The organism is Pseudomonas sp. 3B-A001-10F (assembly GCF_056313565.1).
Map to the genome: position 1 here is coordinate 73,917 of NZ_JBQYFW010000024.1, position 20,783 is coordinate 94,699.

A 20,783-nucleotide genomic window follows, 5' to 3' on the forward strand; every position below is an offset into this window, starting at 1 on the left:
CGTGAGGAGCATGAGTACGGCAATTTCGGGATGAGCGTCCCGGACACCCATTTGGGACCACTGATGAGGGTAATAACTGTGCTTGAAGCCTACCGCAAACATATCGAAGAGCGTGCAGCCCTGGGTATCGTTCCCCAGCCGCTTAACGCCGAACAAACAGCAGGCCTGGTCGAGCTGCTGAAAAACCCTCCGGCTGGCGAAGAAGAATTTCTCGTTGACCTGATCACCAATCGCATTCCACCAGGCGTGGACGAAGCGGCCTATGTCAAAGCCGGCTTCCTGTCTGCACTGGCCAAGGGCGAAGTTTCCTCCCCTCTGCTGGACAAAAAACGCGCTGTAGAACTGCTCGGCACCATGCAGGGCGGCTACAACATCGTCACTCTGGTTGACCTGCTGGACGACGCCGAGCTGGCGCCAGTCGCTGCCGCGCAGCTCAAGCACACCCTGCTGATGTTCGATGCGTTCCACGACGTCGCGGAAAAAGCCAAGAACGGTAACGCTCACGCTAAAGCCGTGCTGCAATCCTGGGCTGACGGCGAGTGGTTCAAAAACCGTCCGACCCTGGCCGACAAGATCAGCCTGCGCGTGTTCAAGGTAACCGGCGAAACCAACACCGACGACCTCTCCCCTGCTCCTGATGCCTGGTCGCGTCCAGACATCCCGCTGCACGCCCTGGCCATGCTGAAAATGGCCCGCGACGGCATCGTTCCTGATCAGCAGGGCGCCATTGGCCCGATGAAGCAGATCGAAGAAATGCGCGGTCAAGGCTTCCCGATCGCCTACGTCGGTGACGTGGTCGGTACCGGTTCGTCGCGTAAATCGGCCACCAACTCGGTGCTGTGGTTCTTCGGCGACGACGTTCCTTACGTGCCGAACAAGCGTGCTGGCGGTTTCTGCTTCGGCAGCAAAATCGCTCCGATCTTCTACAACACCATGGAAGATGCCGGCGCACTGCCAATCGAGTTCGACGTTTCCAACATGAACATGGGCGACGTGATCGACCTGTACCCGCATGCTGGCAAAGTCTGCAAACACGGCACCGACGAAGTCCTGACCACCTTCGAAATGAAGACTCCGGTGCTGTTGGACGAAGTCCGTGCCGGCGGCCGTATCCCGCTGATCATCGGCCGTGGCCTGACCGAGAAGGCTCGCGCCGAACTGGGTCTGCCACCGTTCGATCTGTTCAAGAAACCTGATGCACCGATCGAAAGCACCAAGGGTTACACCCTGGCGCAGAAAATGGTCGGCAAGGCTTGCGGTCTGGCAGAAGGCAAAGGCATCCGTCCTGGCACCTACTGCGAACCGAAGATGACCACCGTGGGTTCTCAGGACACCACCGGTCCAATGACCCGTGACGAACTGAAAGACCTGGCGTGCCTGGGCTTCTCCGCTGATCTGGTGATGCAGTCCTTCTGCCACACCGCGGCGTATCCAAAGCCGATCGACGTGACCACCCACCACACCCTGCCTGACTTCATCATGACCCGCGGCGGCGTTTCCCTGCGTCCGGGCGACGGCATCATCCACTCGTGGCTGAACCGCATGCTGCTGCCAGACACCGTCGGTACCGGTGGTGACTCGCACACCCGTTTCCCGATGGGCATCTCGTTCCCGGCCGGTTCCGGTCTGGTTGCGTTTGCTGCGGCCACCGGCGTTATGCCGCTGGACATGCCGGAATCGATCCTGGTGCGCTTCAAAGGCAAAATGAAACCTGGCATCACCCTGCGTGACCTGGTTCATGCCATTCCTTACTTCGCTATCCAGAACGGTCTGCTGACCGTCGAGAAGAAAGGCAAGAAAAACGCCTTCTCCGGCCGCATCCTGGAAATCGAAGGTCTGGAAGGTCTGACCCTGGAGCAGGCGTTCGAACTGTCCGACGCCTCGGCCGAACGTTCGGCTGCCGGTTGCACCATCAAGCTGTCGAAAGAGTCGATCACCGAGTACCTGAACTCCAACATCACCCTGCTGCGCTGGATGATCGGCGAAGGCTACGGCGATGCGCGTACCCTGGAACGTCGCGCCCAAGCGATGGAAGCCTGGGTTGCCAACCCGGAACTGATGGAAGCCGATGCCGACGCCGAATACGCCGAAGTCATCGAAATCGATCTGGCCGACATCAGCGAGCCGGTACTGTGCGCGCCGAACGATCCGGACGACGCCCGTCTGCTGTCCAGCGTTGCTGGCGAGAAGATCGACGAAGTGTTCATCGGTTCGTGCATGACCAACATCGGTCACTTCCGCGCTGCCGGTAAACTGCTGGATCAGGTCAAGGGTCAGCTGCCAACCCGTCTGTGGCTGTCGCCGCCGACCAAAATGGACGCTCACCAACTGACCGAAGAAGGCTACTACGGCATCTACGGCAAGGCTGGCGCACGCATGGAAATGCCAGGCTGCTCGCTGTGCATGGGTAACCAGGCACGCGTTGAGCCGAACAGCACCGTGGTCTCGACTTCGACCCGTAACTTCCCGAACCGTCTGGGCGACGGCGCGAACGTCTACCTGGCTTCGGCCGAGCTGGCGTCCGTGGCTTCGATCCTGGGTCGCCTGCCGACCGTCGAGGAGTACATGGAATACGCTGGCAAGATCGACAGCATGGCGGCCGATATCTACCGCTACCTGTCCTTCGACCAGATCGCCGAGTTCCGTGAAGCTGCTGCGAACGCCAATATTCCGGTCGTTCAAGCCTAACGTTACAACGCACTGAAAAACGCCGCCCATCGTGAGATGAGCGGCGTTTTTTTATGCCTTGGAGTCTAGTGTGAGGGCTTTCTGCACGGCGCCATCGACGCTCAAACCGCTGAGGATCACAGCGTTGGCTTGCACTTCGGGCAACGCCTCCAGCACCGCCAGCGCCTCATGCTTGAGCCGCGCCAGAATCAAACGCTTGCCTTCCTGATGCACCCGCACAAAGAACTCCTGCATCGCCTCAATGCTGGTGCCATCCAGGTCCGGCGTCTCCTCGAGACTCAGAATCACCGTATGCACCGGCGTTTCTGCATGGCGGATCAGCCGTAACGCCGCGCCCAGAATCCGTTCAACGTTGGCAAAGAACAACGCCTCACTGGGCCGAATGATCAGTACGCCAGGCTCCGTTTGCGCAACGGGATGACGCTGCACATCGACAAAATCGTGCCCGCCATCAATCCGCCCGAGCACTTGAATGTCCGCGGCCGACATCTGCTTGAGCATCAGCAGCACACTGATCGCCACCGAAACCAGCAGACCGTCCAGCACGCCCAATACCAACACGGCCGAAACCGCGCAGATCACCAGCACACGATCCCGGCGCCAAATGAAGTAGCGGCCCAGTGGCTGCAGACTCAAACCGCGACCCAGCGCATGCATGACAATCGCGGCGAGGATCGGCTCCGGGGTCAGGGCAATCCACGGCAACACCGTCAGCACGATGATTAACACCACCAACGCCGCCACACCGCCGGCCCAGCGTGACGTCGCACCTGCTGCTTCATTCGCCGAGGTCGCCGAGTACCCTGCCCCGGCCGGCATACCATGAAACAACCCGGAGAGCAGATTCGATGCGCCTAGCGCCAACAGATCACGGTTTGAGGTGACGCGGTCGCCATGCTTGAGCGCATACGCACTGATCGACCCGTAAGACTCCGCATACAGAATCATCACCAGCGCAAAACCCACCTCCCCCAGCCGTAGCCAGTCGGCGAATGGCAGCACCGGCAGGTTGGGAACTTCCAGGCTCAGGTCGATAATGCCGATCATCTGCACGCCGTACGCCGACAGATTCAACCATTGCCCGGCGGCGATGCCGATCACTACTACCAGCAAGCCACCGGGCACCCGCGGGAATCGTGAAAATACTCCGAGCAATACCAGTGCGAGGGCCGCAACAGCCGCGGCCGGCCAGTTCCATTGCAGCAGCTGTTCAAGCAATTGCGGGGCGAAGCGCACCAGATTGGCGTCGGTCAGATGCACGCCGACCACGCTGGCGACTTGTTTGAGAATGATGGTCAGCGCCAGGCCGAAGGCGAATCCGCGCAAAACCGGTTTGGCGATGAAAGAGGTGACACTGCCCAGACGAAAGAGCCCAGCCAATAGAAACAACCCGCCCGTGACCAACACCAGGCCGACTGCCAGGGTCGAGCGCAATTGCGGGTCACCATTGGCCAGCGTCGCCGTCGCGGCCGCCAGCACTGCGGCCGACGAGGACGTTGCCGACACAATCGCAAAACGACTGGTACCGAACACCCCATAACACAGCAACCCGGCAAAGAGGGCGATCACCCCGGCCTGTGGCGCCAGCGCGGCAATGGTCGAATACGCCACCGCTTCGGGCAGCAAGAGACCGGCTATCGATAGACCGGCGAGTACATCCCGCCAGCGATTGGGTTGTTCTACAGGTTGCGGGGCGCTCGACAATCCACTGTCTCCAGACGAAAAAAAGCCGCTGCATACGTCGTATGCAGCGGCCACTGTAGCTGAGTATCTGGAGTTGTAGCTTACGCGGTCAGCGAATAAATCAACGCCGAAATCGCTACCAGGCCGACAGCCGTTACAAACACGTTCGACGCCTGGCCGCGATAGCGGGCCATCGCTGGCACTTTACGGATTGCGTACATCGGCATCAGGAACAGAATCGCCGCGATCACCGGGCCACCGATGGTTTCGATCATGCCCAGAATGCTCGGGTTCAGGGTTGCCACGATCCAGCACACCACCAGCATGAAGGCCGCCACGATGCGATCCAGCGCCTTGGCGCCCGGGCGCTTGCCGCTCTTGATAATCAGGCCTTTGAGACCTTCGCTGGCACCGATGTAGTGACCGAGGAACGACTTGGAGATCGCCACAAACGCAATCAACGGCGCTGCGAAAGCGATGGTCGGATTGCTGAAGTGGTTGGCCAGGTACGACAGGATCGACAGATTCTGCGCCTTGGCCTCGGCCAGTTGCTCCGGCGAAAGGGTCAACACGCAACTGAAGACGAAGAACAGCACCATCGCCACCATCAACAGGTGTGCGCGGGACAGGATCTGCGAGCTGCGCTCTTCAGCGTGGACGCCATAACGACGCTTCTGATCGACCGCAAACGCCGAGATGATCGGCGAGTGGTTGAAGGAGAACACCATCACCGGAATCGCCAGCCACAGCGTGTGCAGCAACGCAGACGGTGCCGGCACGTGCGAAGCCGTGGCGAGAATGCCGCCGTTCCAGTGTGGAATCAGGTAAACGGCGAGGAACAGCAGCGCGACGATAAACGGATACACCATCAGGCTCATCGCCTTGACGATCGCCTGCTCACCGCAACGCACCACGGCCAACAGACCGAGGATCAGCACGAACGACAGCAGCGCGCGCGGTGGCGGCGTGATGTGCAATTGATGCTCAAGGAAACTGGCGACCGTGTTGGTCAGACCGACGCTGTAGATCAGCAGAATCGGGAAGATCGCGAAGAAGTACAGCAAGGTGATCAGCGCGCCGGCCTTGATGCCGAAATGCTGCTCGACCACTTCAGTGATGTCGGCGCCTTCACGACCGGAAAGCACAAAACGGGTCAGGCCACGGTGCGCGTAGAACGTCATCGGGAAGGCCAGCAGCGCAAGGACCACCAGCGGCCAGAAGCCACCCAGTCCTGCGTTGATCGGCAAAAACAGGGTACCGGCGCCGATGGCCGTCCCAAACAGTCCCAACATCCAGGTGGTGTCCTGGCGATTCCAGCTCGAAAGTTCAGCAGGTGCTGCTGCATCAAAGCGCTCTTCGACGCTATTGGCCTGATCATTCATCCGGTCGGATCTCCGCATTCCGGTCACTTGCCACTCGGTCAGACGCGTCGGAAAAAACCGACAGACATGCTCCGGCCGAAACAGGGGCGCGATTCTCCGCGATAAATGAGCAGAAGCAAAGACTTAGCTGAGGAATGGTTATGCGGAGCAGTTTAGAGGTGTGTCGTTTTTGAGAAAATAACTGTCGGCTTCAGGTAGGCGTCGTGTCGTTTTCTGGCAAGCTCCAACGTTTGATGCAGTCGCGAGGAATCGATCAGATTGATCGTGCCAGGATGAATCCGAGCGACATACAAAAAATGCCGAACGCCAGCATCCCCCAGATTGGATACATATCGTCCTTGTCCTTGATACGCATTCTTTCGACCGACTCATCGTACTCACGATCCGATAGTTCAATCATAGCCTTGCGGTCAAATGTGTTCATCTTGATTTCCTTTTGGGTCATGGGTCTGATTGTTGTGAAGCGTGAACACTCAAACCTTGAAAAAAACGCCTACTACTGCAGTGATTGCGGTCACCACTCCAGCCAATACCGCGAGTGGATAAAAACTCGTCTCTCTCTTTAGCTTTTTTGCTTCAGCCAGAAGCTTTTGTCTTTCCGCCACGAGTTTCCGTGTTTCATTCAGGAGCCTTTGGAGCTCCAGGTTTTCGCGATCGTCCTGAAGCATGCGCCTTCCTTGGCTATTGGCAGTGACTGGCGGGACTGCTTTGTGCCCTCATGATTTCCTAAATCATCTCGCGCCAGATAGCGGATGAATCCGGCGTTTTCGTAGGCAAAATCCGCGAGTCAGGTAGGCAGCCTCATACAAAGACCTTTCAGAAAACACCTCGCGATCAAGTACCCGTGCCTTTCAATTTGGCCCACATGATCTAGCGTGAAATGAGTCCCCCTGCCCTACGGAGCCTTCCCATGCCATTGGTTCGCGTCGACATCAGACAAAACCCCGACCCCAACTTCGCCAAACGCATCGGCGAGCAGATCTACGCCGCCCTGCGCAGTTGTATAGATGTGCCCGAGCACGACAACTTTCAGATCCTGACCGAGCACGATGGCCAGCACCTGGTCTACGATCCGCAATATCTGGGGATCCAGCGCAGCGACGGCGTGGTATTCATTCAGATCACCATCAGCGAAGGGCGCACAGTGGAGAAAAAACAGTTGCTGTTCAAAACCATCGCCGAGGGTCTGCACGCGCAGTTGGCGGTGCGCCTGGAAGACGTGTTCATCAATCTGGTCGAGGTGAAAAAAGAGAACTGGTCATTCGGCAATGGCATTGCCCAGTACGTCACCTGACCCCGCAATTGACAGCCAGCTACCGGCCGAAGCGATCATCAAACATCACAAGGCAACCCTCGGCGCTGCCTTCGCACGAGTAATCGACAGTGCGGATGTCAGGTTTTAAAAGAAACGCTCCTTGAAATTGACGCAACTTCGCCGGCTGCGGTTGCGTCATTCACGAATTTGTAACCTTATCCTCCGTCCTACAACTGCGTGTACTTCTCTAATGTTATCTGCGCTATGAATTACAGAAAACACCAATAAAAAGCCCTTCGCCTATCGATACTTCAGAATACTCCTACAACCAAAAACATCTAATAAAACCACGACGAAATATTACCGAAATCCGAATAACAGTCATTTGTTACAAGCAACTACGCAGCCATTGAACAATCCACTTTTTTAGGCCTATATTTTTCACACCCTGAATGACGAAAGACCAATCGCAAACGACCTTCGAAGTTTGATAAAGAGGAAAAAGCATGCAAAAGCGCACGATCACCGGCCTGCTGTTGACCGGACTGCTTTTCACCCCGCTTGCCAGCGCTGATGTCCGCGAGCTGGCTTCTTCGCCGCGATGGCTGACTACCAAGGTCTACATCGATGGCGCTCCTGAAACAGACGTCAAGGCGAAGTATCCCGGCGTCGTAGGTATATCGACCTGGGATCCCGAGAGTAATCGATACGAGTTCTTTTACACCGACACAGGCGAGTCAAAGTACAACAAAGGCGGAGGCGGTTATTTCTTTGTCACCGGCAACCAGAAACAGCACATTCTGGTACCCGATATCGGTCCGACCAAAACAATTGTCAGGCGCCTGGAAACACTGAACAACAGTGAATTCACTTACTCTCGGGAAGTCCCCCGCGACATGATCGATAACAATCCACTTGTACGTATTCATGTCGTTCACGCGCCGTATACCGGCACCGTAGAAACCAAGTCCGCCATCAAACAATAAAACCAGGAGTTCAACATGCAAAAGACAGTCAAAACCCTGCTGATGTCGACGTTGCTGGCCTCCTCGGTGTATTGCGCCGGAGTCAGTGCGCAAGCTGCCACCCAAACCGCCACACATACTGTTGCCACCGCCGACAATGCAATGATGCTGACCGTGTTTCTGAAACATGATCAGACCCGCCCGCTGAGCGAACTCAAGGCCCAGCTCACACAACAAGGCTTCTACAAGACCTTCCCCCCCGCCGGGGTCGAAGTGGTGAGCTGGAACATCATGATGGGCATTGGCCAAGTGGTGACCGTACGCTTCTCCGCCTCACGGCTGGCAGAAGTGAACCTCGCCCTGGAAAACACCGCATGGGGCAGTTACCGAACCGAGTTTTATCCAACCTATGATTTCAAGCCGATTGCCCTCGCAGAACAAACCAAAGCCCAAGCAGCCCAATGATGCCGACAGCACACCGGATCACCGGTGTGCTGCCTACCCTTGCTTCTTGCCCGAAGCCGTCCAGAATCAAAGCACCACTGCGTGAATGACAACGATTGCCAAGCCGCTGCGGATTCAGCACTCTGAAACGACTTTCGCGACCGACCCGCCGACGTTCACAGGAGCCGCGCAATGCCCGCAACCGTTCTGGTACTGGTTGAAACCATCAATGACTATTTGCCGATCCTCGAACATCAGGGTTTTCACCTGATCCTCGCCCCCACGCCGGCCGAGCGTGCGCAAGCCATCGCCACTCACGGCAGCCGCATCGACGCGGTGCTGACTCGCGGGCCGCTGGGCCTGACCGCCGATGAAATCACCGCCCTGCCCGCACTGAAAATCATCACGGTGATCGGCGCCGGTTACGAGCAGGTCGACCTGCAAGCCGCCAGTAACCGTGGCATTACCGTCACCAACGGCGCCGGGGTCAATGCCTCGTCGGTGGCCGACCATGCGATGGCGATGCTGCTGGCGCTGGTCCGGGATATCCCTCGTTGTGACGCTGCGGTACGCCGCGGTGAATGGCCGAAGATCATGCGCCCGTCGCTGGCCGGCAAACGCCTGGGGATTCTCGGGCTGGGCGCCGTGGGTATGGCGATAGCCAAACGCGCCCACTTTGGCTTCGACATGGAGATCAGCTATCACAGCCGCCAGGTGCGCAGCGATGTGCCTTACACGTTCTGCTCGACGCCGACCGAACTGGCACGGGCCTCGGATTTCCTGATCATCGCCACGCCTGGCGGCATCGGTACACAGCATCTGGTGACTCGCCCGGTGCTCGATGCGCTGGGGCCGAAAGGCTTTGTCGTCAACATCGCCCGCGCCAGTGTGATCGCCACGGCGGATCTGATCACGGCGCTCGAGCAACGCAAAATTGCCGGCGCCGCACTGGATGTGTTCGACCACGAGCCGCAAGTGCCGGATGCGCTGAAAACCCTGAGCAACGTGCTACTGACGCCACACGTCGCCGGTCTGTCACCGGAAGCCACTCAAGGCACGGTGGAGTTGGTGGGCAAAAATCTCGTGGCGTTTTTTTCGGGCGAACCGGTACTGACGCCCATTGCCTTACCTCCGAAACTCAACAATCAGCGCGTGCACTGAAGCACACCGGACGACGTGTCGAGCGCTCGTCCCAGCCCTCCTTTTCGGTCACGGCATATCCGCAAAACCCTGGTTCAACGCGACTTTTCGCGCACATTCCCAAAGGTGATTATCGGGCAACACGCTAGCCTATAAGACCGACTCGCGCTTGTGGCGCCCCGAGCGCGCCATTAGATTAGCCAATGATGTCTGGCCTCCAAAATAAGCAGAAGGGATAAGCATGGCGCTTACTGACCAGTCCACCCGTATCCGCTCTGGCGAAGAACTTGATGCCAGCCTGATCGATCCGTACCTCAAGGCGCACATTCCCGGCCTGAGCGGCACACCTGCGATCAGCCAGTTTCCTGGCGGTGCGTCGAACCTGACCTACCTGCTGGAATACCCGGAACAGGAATTCGTCCTGCGCCGTCCGCCGTTCGGCCACAAGGCCAAATCCGCCCACGACATGGGCCGTGAATTCCGCATCCTCAATCAATTGCGCGACGGTTTTCCGTATTGCCCGAAGGCCTACGTGCACTGCACCGACGAATCGGTGATCGGCGCCGAGTTCTACGTCATGGAGCGGGTCAAAGGGATCATCCTGCGCTCGGAGCTGCCGCCGGAGCTGGGCCTTGATTCGGCAAAGACCGAAGCCCTGTGCAAAAGCTTTATCGACCGCTTCGTCGAACTGCACCGCGTCGACTACAACGCCTGCGGCCTGGGCGATCTGGGCAAACCGGAAGGCTATGTCGCCCGTCAGATCAAAGGCTGGAGCGAGCGCTACGAAAAAGCCCTGACCCCGGATGCGCCGCATTGGGAAGCAGTAAAAGCCTGGCTCAACGACAAGATGCCGGCCGACCACCCGACCTCAAGTATCGTCCACAACGACTACCGCTTCGACAACGTCATCCTCGACCCGCACAACCCGATGCAGATCATTGGCGTACTCGACTGGGAACTGACCACCCTCGGCGACCCGTTAATGGATCTGGGCAACACCCTCGCCTATTGGATTCAGGCGGACGATCCGGCGCCGGTGCAACTGATGCGCCGCCAGCCAAGCCACGCGCCGGGCATGCTCACCCGCCGCGAGTTCGTCGATTACTACGCCGAACGTTCGGGTATCCAGATCGACAATTTCGACTTTTACTACACCTACGGCCTGTTCCGTCTGGCCGGCATCGTGCAGCAGATCTACTACCGCTTCTACCACGGCCAGACCCAGGACAAACGCTTCGCGCAGTTCATTCACATGAACAAACTGCTGGAGCAGATGAGCTTGCAGGTCATTGCGAAATCGAGCCTCTGACGGCCCACACCCAGGAACCCTTATGTCCAAGACTCAGTTGTTCGACCTCGACGGTAAAATTGCTTTCGTTTCCGGCGCCAGCCGTGGCATCGGTGAAGCCATCGCCAAACTGCTGGCCCAGCAAGGCGCCCATGTGATCGTGTCGAGCCGCAAGCTCGACGGCTGCCAGCATGTCGCCGACGCGATCATCGCCGCCGGCGGCAAAGCCACGGCCGTGGCCTGCCACATCGGTGAAATGGAACAGATCAGCCAAGTGTTCGCCGGGATCAAGGAACAGTTCGGCCGCCTCGATATTCTGGTCAACAACGCCGCGACCAACCCGCAATTCTGCAATGTGCTGGACACCGATCTGAGTGCGTTCCAGAAAACCGTTGACGTGAACATCCGTGGCTACTTCTTCATGTCGGTCGAAGCCGGCAAGCTGATGCGCGAAAACGGTGGCGGCAGCATCATCAACGTCGCGTCGATCAACGGCATTTCGCCGGGGATCTTCCAGGGCATCTACTCGGTGACCAAAGCGGCGGTGATCAACATGACCAAGGTCTTCGCCAAGGAGTGCGCGCAGTTCGGCATCCGCTGCAACGCGCTGCTGCCGGGTTTGACCGACACCAAATTTGCCTCGGCGCTGGTGAAGAATGATGCGATTCTCAAGCAAGCGCTGACGCAGATTCCGCTCAAGCGTGTGGCTGATCCGAGCGAAATGGCCGGCGCGGTGCTGTACCTGGCGAGCGATGCGTCGAGCTACACCACCGGGGTTGCGCTGAATGTGGACGGTGGATTTCTGTCCTGATTCCACTCGAGACTTGAACTGATCTTGTCCCTGTAGGAGCTGCCGAAGGCTGCGATCTTTTGATCTTATTTGTAAAAAAATCAAAATCAAAAGATCGCAGCCTTCGGCAGCTCCTACAGGGTTTTGTGTATCAGGCAATGACTTTCGGTAACTGCCAGCCGAAATGCACCGACAGCAAACGCAACAGCAAACACGCCGCCCCCGCCAGCAACGCCGCCGCTACCGGTGAAACGCCCAGCCTGCGACCGATGATCAACACCGCCGCACCGACAAACGCCGAACTCGCATACAAATCCGCCTGCAACACCACCGGTATCCGCGCCAGCACAATGTCGCGTATCACCCCGCCACCGACGCCGGTGATGGTGCCCATCAGCATCGCCACAAACGGCGTAATCCCGAAATTCAACGCTTTCTGCGCACCGGCCACGGCAAACAGCGCCAAGCCTGCTGCATCCAGCACGATCAAGGTTGAACCGGACCAGCCCAGCACCTGTTCATGAAAGGCAAACGCCAGCCCGCCCATGAAAAACGCCAGTGCCGGGTAGCGCCAATCGGCCACAGCATTGGGTGGCGTCGCACCGATCAACAAATCACGAGTCACCCCGCCACCGAGGGCGACGATAAACGCAATCACCATCACACCGAGCAAGTCGAGCTGACTGCGCATCGCCGCAATAGCGCCTTCCACGGCAAACACCGCAGTGCCGGCCAGGTCGGCCACCAGCACAATCCGCTCAACCCGGGACTGCCGCCCCGCCGGCGCTATTGCGTGACGCAACGGGTGGTCGTGATGTGTCGAGTAACCTGCCCGTCGGCGTACACGTCACCGGCGACCTCAGTGTTTTCGAGCACCTGACACGTGCGCTCCGGCGGTGGCGGCGGCGCTGCCGGTGGAGGGGGGGGAGGACTGGCGCAACCCGCCAACAACACTGCAAAGAAAGCCAACGGCAACACGCGTTTCCCAAGATTGTTCATAGGACGACCCGCGACAAATGGAAGAGCAACTCCCGCGACCGAACCGACCACGGAAGACCTGACCACTCATTCTTTATAGCCGAGCCCCCCGCAAGCGCCAGTGAATCGGCCGGATCGGAAGGAAGTGGCTGTCGATTTTGCGTTCGGATTCGAGAGGATTGGCAAATTGAAATGTGCTTTGCCTGATAGAGCCTCATCGCGAGCAAGCTCACTCCTACAATTGAACAGAGCACATCTGGCAGAGATTGGTCGGCTGTCAGGCCGCCTTCGCGAGCAAGCTCGCTCCCACAGTTGAAAAGAGTACATCTGGCAGAGATTAGTCGGCTGGCAGGCCGCCTTCGCGAGCAGGCTCGCCCCCACAGTTGAAAAGAGTACATCTGGCAGAGATTGGTCGGCTGTCAGGCCGCCTTCGCGAGCAGGCTCACTCCTACAATTGAACAGCGTACATCTGGCAGAGATTGGTCGGCTGTCAGGCCGCCTTCGCGAGCAGGCTCGCCCCCACAGTTGAAAAGAGTACACATGGCATAAATTGGTCGGCTGTCAGGCCGCCTTCGTGAGCAGGCTCACTCCTACAATTGAACAGAGTACATCTGGCAGAGATTGGTCGGCTGTCAGGCCGCCTTCGCGAGCAAGCTCGCTCCCACAGAACAGCCAAAGCAAAACAGCCAAATCGCGCATCGCTTGTGCTTCTCACCACTCAACAGGATGAGCGTTAGCTCGGCTGCAGCTCTTGATCTTGCCGTGCTGGCCCCTTCGGCAGGCTGAGTGGAGGGATTGATCCGGGGGTGGGAGCGCAGCGACCGTTTGGCGAAGCCAAACACAGCGAGAGGAGGTGCAGCGAAGCAAACCGTAGGCGCTGCGCCCGGATCGATCCCGGAGCGAAGGAACCCCGAGCCCCAGCGAGCGGGCCGAACGCCGGGGCCCAGCCTTTTGCTTACTTTTCGGCGTCTGGAAAAGTGAGTCGCTGTAAGAGCGAAACCGCCAGCCGCAGCACCCAAAGAAACGGATAAACACCCAACCCCCAAGAGCATGGTCGGCCCAAAGGCCGCCAAGCCTAAAAGCCCTAAGCCAAATCAGGATCCCGAAAAGAACGCAAAGTGTTGCTCTCCAACTCATACCGCAATTCTTCAATCAAAGCCTCAACCGACTCCGGCGTCCGCAGCGCATCAAGCTTCAACCCACTGATCACCAGATCCACCTGCCCCGACACCGGGTGATAAAGCTTCACCGTCAGCGAATGATCGCCGTCCACCAGACACTCACACGCCAGCGGCGAAAAACTGTGTTCAAGCTGCGTGCGCAACTGCGCAAGATTCATCATCAGACTGTTCCTATAACGACTGCGAAGGGCCGCGATCCCGAGCCAGAAAAAACTCGTATCGCACCCCGCCAGACTAAGAACAGCCGTCGACCGCCAACACCTCAATATGCACCTGATGAACTAGTGCATTTGCACCTCAGCGCTGGCCCTTGGCGCCCCACTCCCCGGAAAACAATCCACGCTCGCGCGCCCAGACAATCGCCTCACTGCGACTGTGCACATCGAGCTTGGAATACACCGTGGCGACATGATTACGCACCGTGTTCGGCGCCAGTTTCAGCCGCGCGGCGATCTCCTTGTCCGCCAGCCCTTCACAGATCAACCCCAGCACATCGCGCTCACGTGCCGTCAGATCGGTGAACGAAACGCTAGGCAGTTGCGGCGAGTTGACCTTTTTCACATTGGCCAGTTTCTCTATCAACGTACGGCTAAACCAGGAAGCGTCTTTCATCACCTCCTCAATCGCCGCCACCAACTCAAGCTCGGTACGCTTGCGCTCGGTAATGTCCATCAGCACCAACAAATAGCACGGTGTGTCCTGAATATTCACAGTGTCAGCGGACAGCGCGCACTCGAGAAGATCCGAATCCTTCTTGCGCACCCGCACATCCACCCGATCCACCCGCCCGTTTTTCGCCAGCGCCGCCAGCAACCGCGTGCGCGCGCCGCTGTCATCGATAAAGTCCAGCTGCGGGACGGTTTTGCCGAGCACGTCGTCGCTGTCATAGGCCAGGGTTTCGAGGAACGCCTGATTGACGTCGATCACCTGCTGTTCGTCGGCACTGCAAATCAGGATCGGCACCGGCGTCAGGCGAAACGCTTTGGCAAAACGCTCCTCACTCTGCCGCAACGCCACTTCCGCCTTATGTCGCAGCTCCATGTCGACAAAGGAGAACAGCATGCAATCCTCATCGTTGAGCGTCAGCGGCTGGCCGGCCACGATCACCTGCTTGCTGCTGCCATCGGGCAGGCGCAGCTCGGCTTGCATCTGCGGGATGGTCGCGACGTCGCGCAGGCGCTGAATAGCCAGGTCCCGGTGTTCGGCCTGCTCGAAAATGTCGATTTCATAAGAGGACGTGCCAATCACCTGCTCACGGGTGTACCCGGTCATTTCCAGAAACCCCGGATTGACCTTGATGTAACGCAGATCACTGAGCCGGCAGATCACCGCCGGTGCCGGGTTGGCATTAAACGTCCTTTCGAAGCGCTGCTCGGCGTTGGCCCAATCGGTGACATCGCTCATGATCAGCACCAGCGACTCGGGCTGCCCTTCGCGGTCCGTGAGAATCATGCTGCGTACGCTGTGCACCCAGATGCGTTCCGGGTCGTCGGTCGGCGACACTTCGATCAGCACGTCATTGAAACTCTCACAGCGCGCTACCCGGCTGATCGGGTAGTTTTCGGCGGTGATCGAGTGATTATTGCGATAGCGCAGGTTGAATTTCTTGGCGTATTCGTCGGCATTGTGGCCCAGATCGGTGATCCGTTTGACACCGTGCATGGCCAGCGCAGCTTCGTTGGCCCAGAGAATGCTCTGATCCAGCTCCAACAGGATCACCCCGTCGGAGAGCCCGGCGATGATCTGCTGCAACTGGCGGCGGTTGGTTTCGGTGGTCAGGACTTCCTGGCTCATTGGATCTCCACAAGTGATACGGCCATGTGAAGAGTACGACCGCATGCGCTTGCGATCGTGCCAGCGTTAAATTCTTGCAACAACGCAAATCCCCTGTGGGAGCGAGCTTGCTCGCGAATGCGGTACTTCATTCAAAACATTTTTCGACTGTCACTGTGCCTTCGCGAGCAAGCTCGCTCCCACAGGATTCAGTGTTGGCTTGAGGTTTCGACCAACTCGCGCAGCGTATCGAGAAACAGCTTGAGCACCGGCGAAGCATCGTCCGCCCGATAAGTGGCATACAGCGGCACCTCCGGCAACGCCGGGGTCAAGCGCCGGAACACCAACCCCGCCGGGGCCAGTTGCTCAATGGACGCTGGTAACAGCGCCACGCCAAACCCGGCGCGCACCAGACTCAGCAAGGTCTGCACCTCGATCACTTGTTGACGAATCTGCGGCGTGAACCCGGCCTGAATGCAGCACTGAAACAGAAAATGGGCGAACCGCGACTGCTTCAATTCCAGCGCCACAAACGGCTCCTGCGCCAGATCCACCGGCGCCAGCACCTCGCGGCCAGCCAGCGGATGATCCGCCGGCATCACCACGTTGATCGGCTCGTAGATCAGCAGTTCATTGCGCAACTGCGGATCGTCATAGCCGACGCGAAACACACAAGCGTCGATGCGTTTCTCCTTCAACGCCTTGACCTGCGCCGCCGGGGTCATTTCATGCAAACGCCAGTTGACCTGCGGATAACGCTGGCGAAACAGGTGCAAGGCCTTGGGCAGCACGCCGACCATCACCGAACTGATCATGCCGATTTCCAGCTCACCGAGTTGTCCGCGCCCGGTCTGCCGCGTCAGGTCCAACGCCCGCTCAAGCTGTTCGAACACCAGCGGCGCCTGCTCCTTAAGCATCTGCCCCGCCGCCGTGAGTTCGACCCGATGATGGCTGCGCTCGAACAGCGGCGTACCGAGTTCCTCTTCCAGCAAACGAATCTGCTGGCTCAGCGGCGGCTGGCAGATATGCAGGCGCTCGGCGGCGCGACCGAAGTGCAGCTCATCGGCCAACGCCATGAAGTACCGCAGCAGACGCAGATCCATGACGGCTTACCCCAGACTCAGTGGCGTCGAACGCTGGCGTACGCCGGTCAGCGCGAACAAGGCATTGGCGATGGCCGGCACTACCGAAGGGCTGCCCAACTCGCCGACGCCACCGGGCTTACTCGGCTCGCCATTCAACACGACGATGTCGGTGGCCGGCATGTCGGACATGCGCATCACCCGGTAATCGTGGAAATTGCTCTGCACCACCCGGCCCTGTTTGATGTCGAGCCGATCGAACAACGCATGGCCAAGTCCCCACATCAGACCGCCGTAGATCTGTTCCTCGACACCGCCCGGCGAAACCGCCAGACCGCAATCGACCACACAGGTGAGCTTCTCGACCTGGGCCTTGCCATCAACCGTTGCCAGTCGCGCGACCACCGCAATAAAACTGGTGTAACCCTGATTGGTCGCGATCCCCAGCGCCGTACCCGGCGGCAACGGTTTGCCCCAACCGGCGCGCTCGGCAGCCTGCTTGAGCACGGCCACATGCCGTGGCCGCTCCTGCATATTGGCCAGCCGGAACGCCAATGGATCTTCGCCTGCGGCGTGGGCCAGTTCATCCATGAAGCCTTCCACGGCGAACACGTTGGGGATGAAGCTCACCGAGCGATACCAACCGCTGGGCACGTGGCTTTCATGCTTGACCCAGTTCAGTTCCAGGTGCGGTGGTCGATAGGCGAAGTCCCACGCGGTGATCGCCTCGGTGGTGCTGTAATCCATATGATCCGGCCGTTCGAAGTAACCCGGCTCCCACTGCTCCGGCGAGGCCGGCGACACCGCGTGCAGTTGCAGCGCGGTGAGTTTGCCCTGGGCGTCGAGCGCGCCTTTGACTCGATGCAAGGTCGCGGGGTGATTGAACAGCGCGTGCATTTCGTCCTCGCGACTGTTGAGCAGCTTCACCGGCACGCCGGTTTTCTGCGCCAGATACGCGACTTCGAACAACCAGTATTTAGCCTCCCGCGCGCCGAAGCTGCCGCCGGAGACCAATTCATGAATGGTCACGTTGGCCTTGTCGATGCCGCACACGGTTTGCGCCGCTTCCAGTGCCGAGGACGGCACCTGCACACCGCCCCAGTAAGTGATCGCTTTGTCCTTGACGTGTGCGGTGATGCAGATCGGTTCCAGCGGGTTTTGCACCTTGTAGGGCATGGTGTAATCGGCTTCGATCAACTTCGCCGCACTCGACCATTGCCCGGCGACATCACCCTGGGTCATGGCTTTGACGGTTTGAGCTTCAGGATCGCCGATGGCTCGGGCCTGAGCGCTGATCAGTTGCTCGCTGTCGAACCCGGCCAAGGGCGAATCGCTCCATTTGATCTCCAGCACATTGCGTCCCTGCTGCGCAGCCCAGAACGTATCCGCCAGCACGGCGACACCTTCAAGATTGCCGCCGAGCACATCCGGTCGCCCCGGAATCGCCAGCACTTTGCGTACGCCCGGCACTTTTAAAGCCGCCGCCGAGTCGACGCTGAGCACTTTCGATCCAACTACCGGCGCACGCTGAATCACCGCCACCAGCATGTCCGGCAATTGCACGTCGATGCTGTACTCAAAGCGTCCGCAAACCTTCGCCGCTGCATCACGCTTGTGGCGCAGCTTGCCGATGTATTTGAACTGCGCCGGATCCTTCAGCATGACGTTAGTCGGAGCCGGCAGATTCGCCGCGACGCCGACCAGTTCGCCATAACCGAGGTTGCGTTTGCTCGCAATGTGAACAACCCGCCCGTCTTCAGTGCTGCAACTGTCAGGGCTGACTTTCCACTGCTTGGCGGCTGCCGTGATCAGTAGTGCCCGCGCCATGGCTCCGGCCATGCGCAAGCGCTCGTATTCCAGGGAAACACTGGTGCTGCCGCCAGTGGAAAAGACCTTCCAGACCGGATGAATGTAGGTCTCGAAAAACGGATCTTCCGGGGTGATGACCTGCACGGTCATCGGGTTGACGTCCAGTTCTTCCGCCACGCACGCGGCCAGCGCTGTTTGCGTGCCGGTGCCGGAATCGTGCTTGTGCACCACCAGTTTCACCGTGCCGTCGGGAAAGATGCGCACCCAGGCATTCGGCTCGAATTCACTCGCCGGTGCTGGCGCTTTTGGGTCAGTAGCCGCCATGCCACCCGGCAGATAAAGGGCAATCGCCAGGCCCGAAGCAACCGTCGCCGCTTGCTTGAGAAACACTCGCCGCGGCAATTCTATGCGGCTGTCGTCGATAAGGCTCATCACGCCTCCTTCGGCGCATTCGCCGCGCGTTTGATCGCTTTGTTGATGCGCCCGTAAGTGCCGCAGCGGCAGATATTTCCGGACATCGCGTTGCGGATCGAATCGTCGGTCACCGCCGCACCGGTGTTGAGCAACGCGGCGGCGGACATGATCTGCCCGGATTGACAGTAACCGCATTGCGGCACATCTTCGGCGATCCAGGCCAGTTGCAACGGGTGGTTTTGCGTCGGCGACAAACCTTCGATGGTGGTGATGCGGTGGCCCGCGACGGCCGCCGCCGGCAATTGGCAGGAACGTACCGCGACGCCGTCCAGGTGCACGGTGCAGGCACCGCACAGGCCCATGCCGCAACCGAACTTGGTGCCGGTGAGTTTCAGTTGATCACGCAGTACCCATAACAAGGGCATGGAGGAGGACGCTTCATCCAGCTCGCGTCGTTCGCCGTTAACCGTGAATGCAATCATTGTCAGGCTCCAAAAGAGCGGCCCGTCTTTGTGCGGGCCTGGTGACCGATTATTGGAACCCCGGGCAAAACGCGGCCAGCGACGATTTCTGCCAACCGCTGTAAGCAGGACTAACAACATGTACAAGCGATACCCGTCGGTGCAGTCCATGAGCGCGTTTATCCACGCGGCGCGCAGCGGCAGTTTCTCCAGTGCCGCGCGCAAGCTCGACCTCACGCACAGTGCGATCAGTCAGCAGATCCGCGCGCTGGAAGATTTCATCGGCCAGCCGCTGTTCGTGCGTGAAGGTGGCGGCAGCAATCTGACCGACGCCGGGCAGTTGTTTGCCAGTGTGCTGTCGGACGGTCTGGCGCAGATTGATCGCGCCTTGTCCTCGGTGAAAAACCGCAGCATGGCGCAACGCCTGACCCTCGACGTCGACAGTGAACTGGCGCAGAGCTGGCTCAATCCGCGCCTGCCGCAGTTGCTCGATGAACTGCCGGATTACGAAGTGACGCTGCTGTCGATGCCGCGCAGTGATCGCAGCACGTTTGAGCGAGTGGATCTGGCGTTGCGTTATGGCTATGGCGATTGGGACGACTGCGAGATGACGCAGATTTGTGGCGATCGGGTATTGGCGGTGGCTTCGCCAGAGTTGCTTGAACGCTATGGTTTGCAAGTGCCGCTTAGCCCGGCGCAGATCCTGCAGTTGCCGCTATTGGGGTATACGCGGCGGTCGTGGATTCCATGGCTGGATGCGGCCGGGATGACACCGACCGAACCGTCAGCGCGGGTGATTTTTGATAATGCGGCGAATCTGATTGCGGCGGCTGAGGCCGGCGTTGGTGCGGGGTTGGTGCGTGGATTACTGGCGGCTGATGCATTGCGCTGTGGGCGATTGGTGGCGTTGAACGAGGCGCAGATTGCGGCGCATTACAACCTTTACGCGGTGTGGCCGCATGGGCAGGCCGAACGTGTGGCGCCGGTGGTTGATGCGGTTAGGCAGTTAGTCCTGTGTACGCTTGAGAACCCTGCCCTCACCCTAGCCCTCCCGAAACGTCGGACCGCCCAGAGGTAGAGGGGACCGATCGGGGAATATTGGCGAATGACACCGACGTGCACCTCCTGCTGTGAATCCATAATCGATTCGATCATTCAGGTCGATGTATCGCACAAGACACCTCGGTCGGCTCCCTCTCCCTCCTGGAAATTGAGAGGACTGATTGGGGGATATTGAGGAATTCCACCGACGTGCACCTTCTGCCGTGAATCCATAATCGACTCGATCTTTCAGGTCGATGCATCGCGAAAGACACCTCGGTCTGCAGTGGTCTAATTTCCCCGGACACCCCGATAGGTGGAAAATACATCTATCGAGGAGTTATTCATGACTAAAAAACGCAGGGCATTCGACGACAGCTTCAAGCTGCAAGTCGTGAAGATGATCAAG

Annotated in this window: 18 protein-coding genes; 8 read left to right on the top strand and 10 right to left on the bottom strand. The window is 59.0% G+C overall.

All coding sequences use genetic code 11. The annotated features are described in order from the left end of the window. The first annotated feature begins 78 nt into the window (after positions 1-78). Complete coding sequence (acnB, locus tag AC0ZWN_RS20515) at positions 79-2,688, top strand: bifunctional aconitate hydratase 2/2-methylisocitrate dehydratase (RefSeq protein WP_026000438.1); 2,610 nt, start codon at positions 79-81, stop codon at positions 2,686-2,688. A 51-nt stretch (positions 2,689-2,739) separates the two neighbouring features. On the opposite strand, the gene AC0ZWN_RS20520 is transcribed toward acnB, so the two are convergent. The 4 genes from AC0ZWN_RS20520 to AC0ZWN_RS20535 all read right to left on the bottom strand — a co-directional run bounded on the left by AC0ZWN_RS20520 (position 2,740) and on the right by AC0ZWN_RS20535 (position 6,421). After that, positions 2,740-4,392 (bottom strand): SulP family inorganic anion transporter, encoded by a 1,653-nt coding sequence (locus AC0ZWN_RS20520; RefSeq protein ID WP_476336302.1) that lies wholly within the window; start codon positions 4,390-4,392, stop codon positions 2,740-2,742. Between the two features lie 80 nt (positions 4,393-4,472). Then, complete coding sequence (locus tag AC0ZWN_RS20525) at positions 4,473-5,753, bottom strand: HAAAP family serine/threonine permease (protein ID WP_093437075.1); 1,281 nt, start codon at positions 5,751-5,753, stop codon at positions 4,473-4,475. 253 nt (positions 5,754-6,006) lie between these two features. Then, positions 6,007-6,177 (bottom strand): hypothetical protein, encoded by a 171-nt coding sequence (locus AC0ZWN_RS20530; RefSeq protein WP_476336303.1) that lies wholly within the window; start codon positions 6,175-6,177, stop codon positions 6,007-6,009. Positions 6,178-6,226: 49 nt separating this feature from the next. After that, entirely contained in the window at positions 6,227-6,421 is a 195-nt protein-coding gene (locus AC0ZWN_RS20535) for a hypothetical protein (RefSeq protein WP_016982943.1), read from the bottom strand. 242 nt (positions 6,422-6,663) lie between these two features. On the opposite strand from AC0ZWN_RS20535, the gene AC0ZWN_RS20540 reads away from it, so the two are divergent. The 6 genes from AC0ZWN_RS20540 (at position 6,664) to AC0ZWN_RS20565 (ending at position 11,656) form a co-directional block, all read left to right on the top strand. Further along, positions 6,664-7,047 carry a tautomerase family protein gene (locus tag AC0ZWN_RS20540; RefSeq protein ID WP_093437072.1) on the top strand — a complete coding sequence of 128 codons (384 nt, stop codon included), beginning with the start codon at positions 6,664-6,666 and terminating at the stop codon, positions 7,045-7,047. 467 nt (positions 7,048-7,514) lie between these two features. Further along, complete coding sequence (locus AC0ZWN_RS20545; RefSeq protein ID WP_099758669.1) at positions 7,515-7,994, top strand: DUF4822 domain-containing protein; 480 nt, start codon at positions 7,515-7,517, stop codon at positions 7,992-7,994. A gap of 15 nt (positions 7,995-8,009) precedes the next feature. Further along, on the top strand, positions 8,010-8,438 hold the full coding sequence (locus AC0ZWN_RS20550) for a hypothetical protein (protein WP_476336306.1): 429 nt from the start codon (positions 8,010-8,012) through the stop codon (positions 8,436-8,438). A gap of 171 nt (positions 8,439-8,609) precedes the next feature. After that, positions 8,610-9,578: a 2-hydroxyacid dehydrogenase gene (locus AC0ZWN_RS20555; RefSeq protein WP_093437063.1), complete on the top strand. Its 969-nt coding sequence runs from the start codon at positions 8,610-8,612 to the stop codon at positions 9,576-9,578. Positions 9,579-9,798: 220 nt separating this feature from the next. After that, on the top strand, positions 9,799-10,866 hold the full coding sequence (locus tag AC0ZWN_RS20560) for a phosphotransferase family protein (RefSeq protein WP_093437060.1): 1,068 nt from the start codon (positions 9,799-9,801) through the stop codon (positions 10,864-10,866). A 22-nt stretch (positions 10,867-10,888) separates the two neighbouring features. Then, positions 10,889-11,656 (top strand): SDR family oxidoreductase, encoded by a 768-nt coding sequence (locus AC0ZWN_RS20565; protein WP_034152479.1) that lies wholly within the window; start codon positions 10,889-10,891, stop codon positions 11,654-11,656. Between the two features lie 130 nt (positions 11,657-11,786). Here the strand turns inward: AC0ZWN_RS20565 and AC0ZWN_RS20570 are convergent, their stop codons facing one another. The 6 genes from AC0ZWN_RS20570 to AC0ZWN_RS20595 all read right to left on the bottom strand — a co-directional run bounded on the left by AC0ZWN_RS20570 (position 11,787) and on the right by AC0ZWN_RS20595 (position 19,354). Continuing rightward, positions 11,787-12,437: a trimeric intracellular cation channel family protein gene (locus tag AC0ZWN_RS20570; RefSeq protein ID WP_228759220.1), complete on the bottom strand. Its 651-nt coding sequence runs from the start codon at positions 12,435-12,437 to the stop codon at positions 11,787-11,789. A 1,260-nt stretch (positions 12,438-13,697) separates the two neighbouring features. Further along, positions 13,698-13,955, bottom strand: a complete 258-nt coding sequence (locus tag AC0ZWN_RS20575) for a DUF1652 domain-containing protein (RefSeq protein WP_186624872.1) — start codon at positions 13,953-13,955, stop codon at positions 13,698-13,700. A 136-nt stretch (positions 13,956-14,091) separates the two neighbouring features. Beyond that, complete coding sequence (locus AC0ZWN_RS20580) at positions 14,092-15,588, bottom strand: PAS domain S-box protein (protein ID WP_476336308.1); 1,497 nt, start codon at positions 15,586-15,588, stop codon at positions 14,092-14,094. 188 nt (positions 15,589-15,776) lie between these two features. Next, entirely contained in the window at positions 15,777-16,670 is an 894-nt protein-coding gene (locus AC0ZWN_RS20585; RefSeq protein ID WP_476336309.1) for a LysR substrate-binding domain-containing protein, read from the bottom strand. Positions 16,671-16,676: 6 nt separating this feature from the next. Continuing rightward, positions 16,677-18,890 (bottom strand): xanthine dehydrogenase family protein molybdopterin-binding subunit, encoded by a 2,214-nt coding sequence (locus AC0ZWN_RS20590; protein WP_476336310.1) that lies wholly within the window; start codon positions 18,888-18,890, stop codon positions 16,677-16,679. Next, entirely contained in the window at positions 18,890-19,354 is a 465-nt protein-coding gene (locus AC0ZWN_RS20595) for a (2Fe-2S)-binding protein (RefSeq protein WP_095047473.1), read from the bottom strand. The genes AC0ZWN_RS20590 and AC0ZWN_RS20595 overlap by 1 nt, the downstream gene beginning before the upstream one ends. A 118-nt stretch (positions 19,355-19,472) precedes the next feature. On the opposite strand from AC0ZWN_RS20595, the gene AC0ZWN_RS20600 reads away from it, so the two are divergent. Then, the gene (locus AC0ZWN_RS20600) at positions 19,473-20,411 is read left to right on the top strand and encodes a LysR substrate-binding domain-containing protein (protein WP_476336312.1); all 939 of its coding nucleotides are present in this window, start codon (positions 19,473-19,475) and stop codon (positions 20,409-20,411) included. Positions 20,412-20,783: the final 372 nt, after the last annotated feature.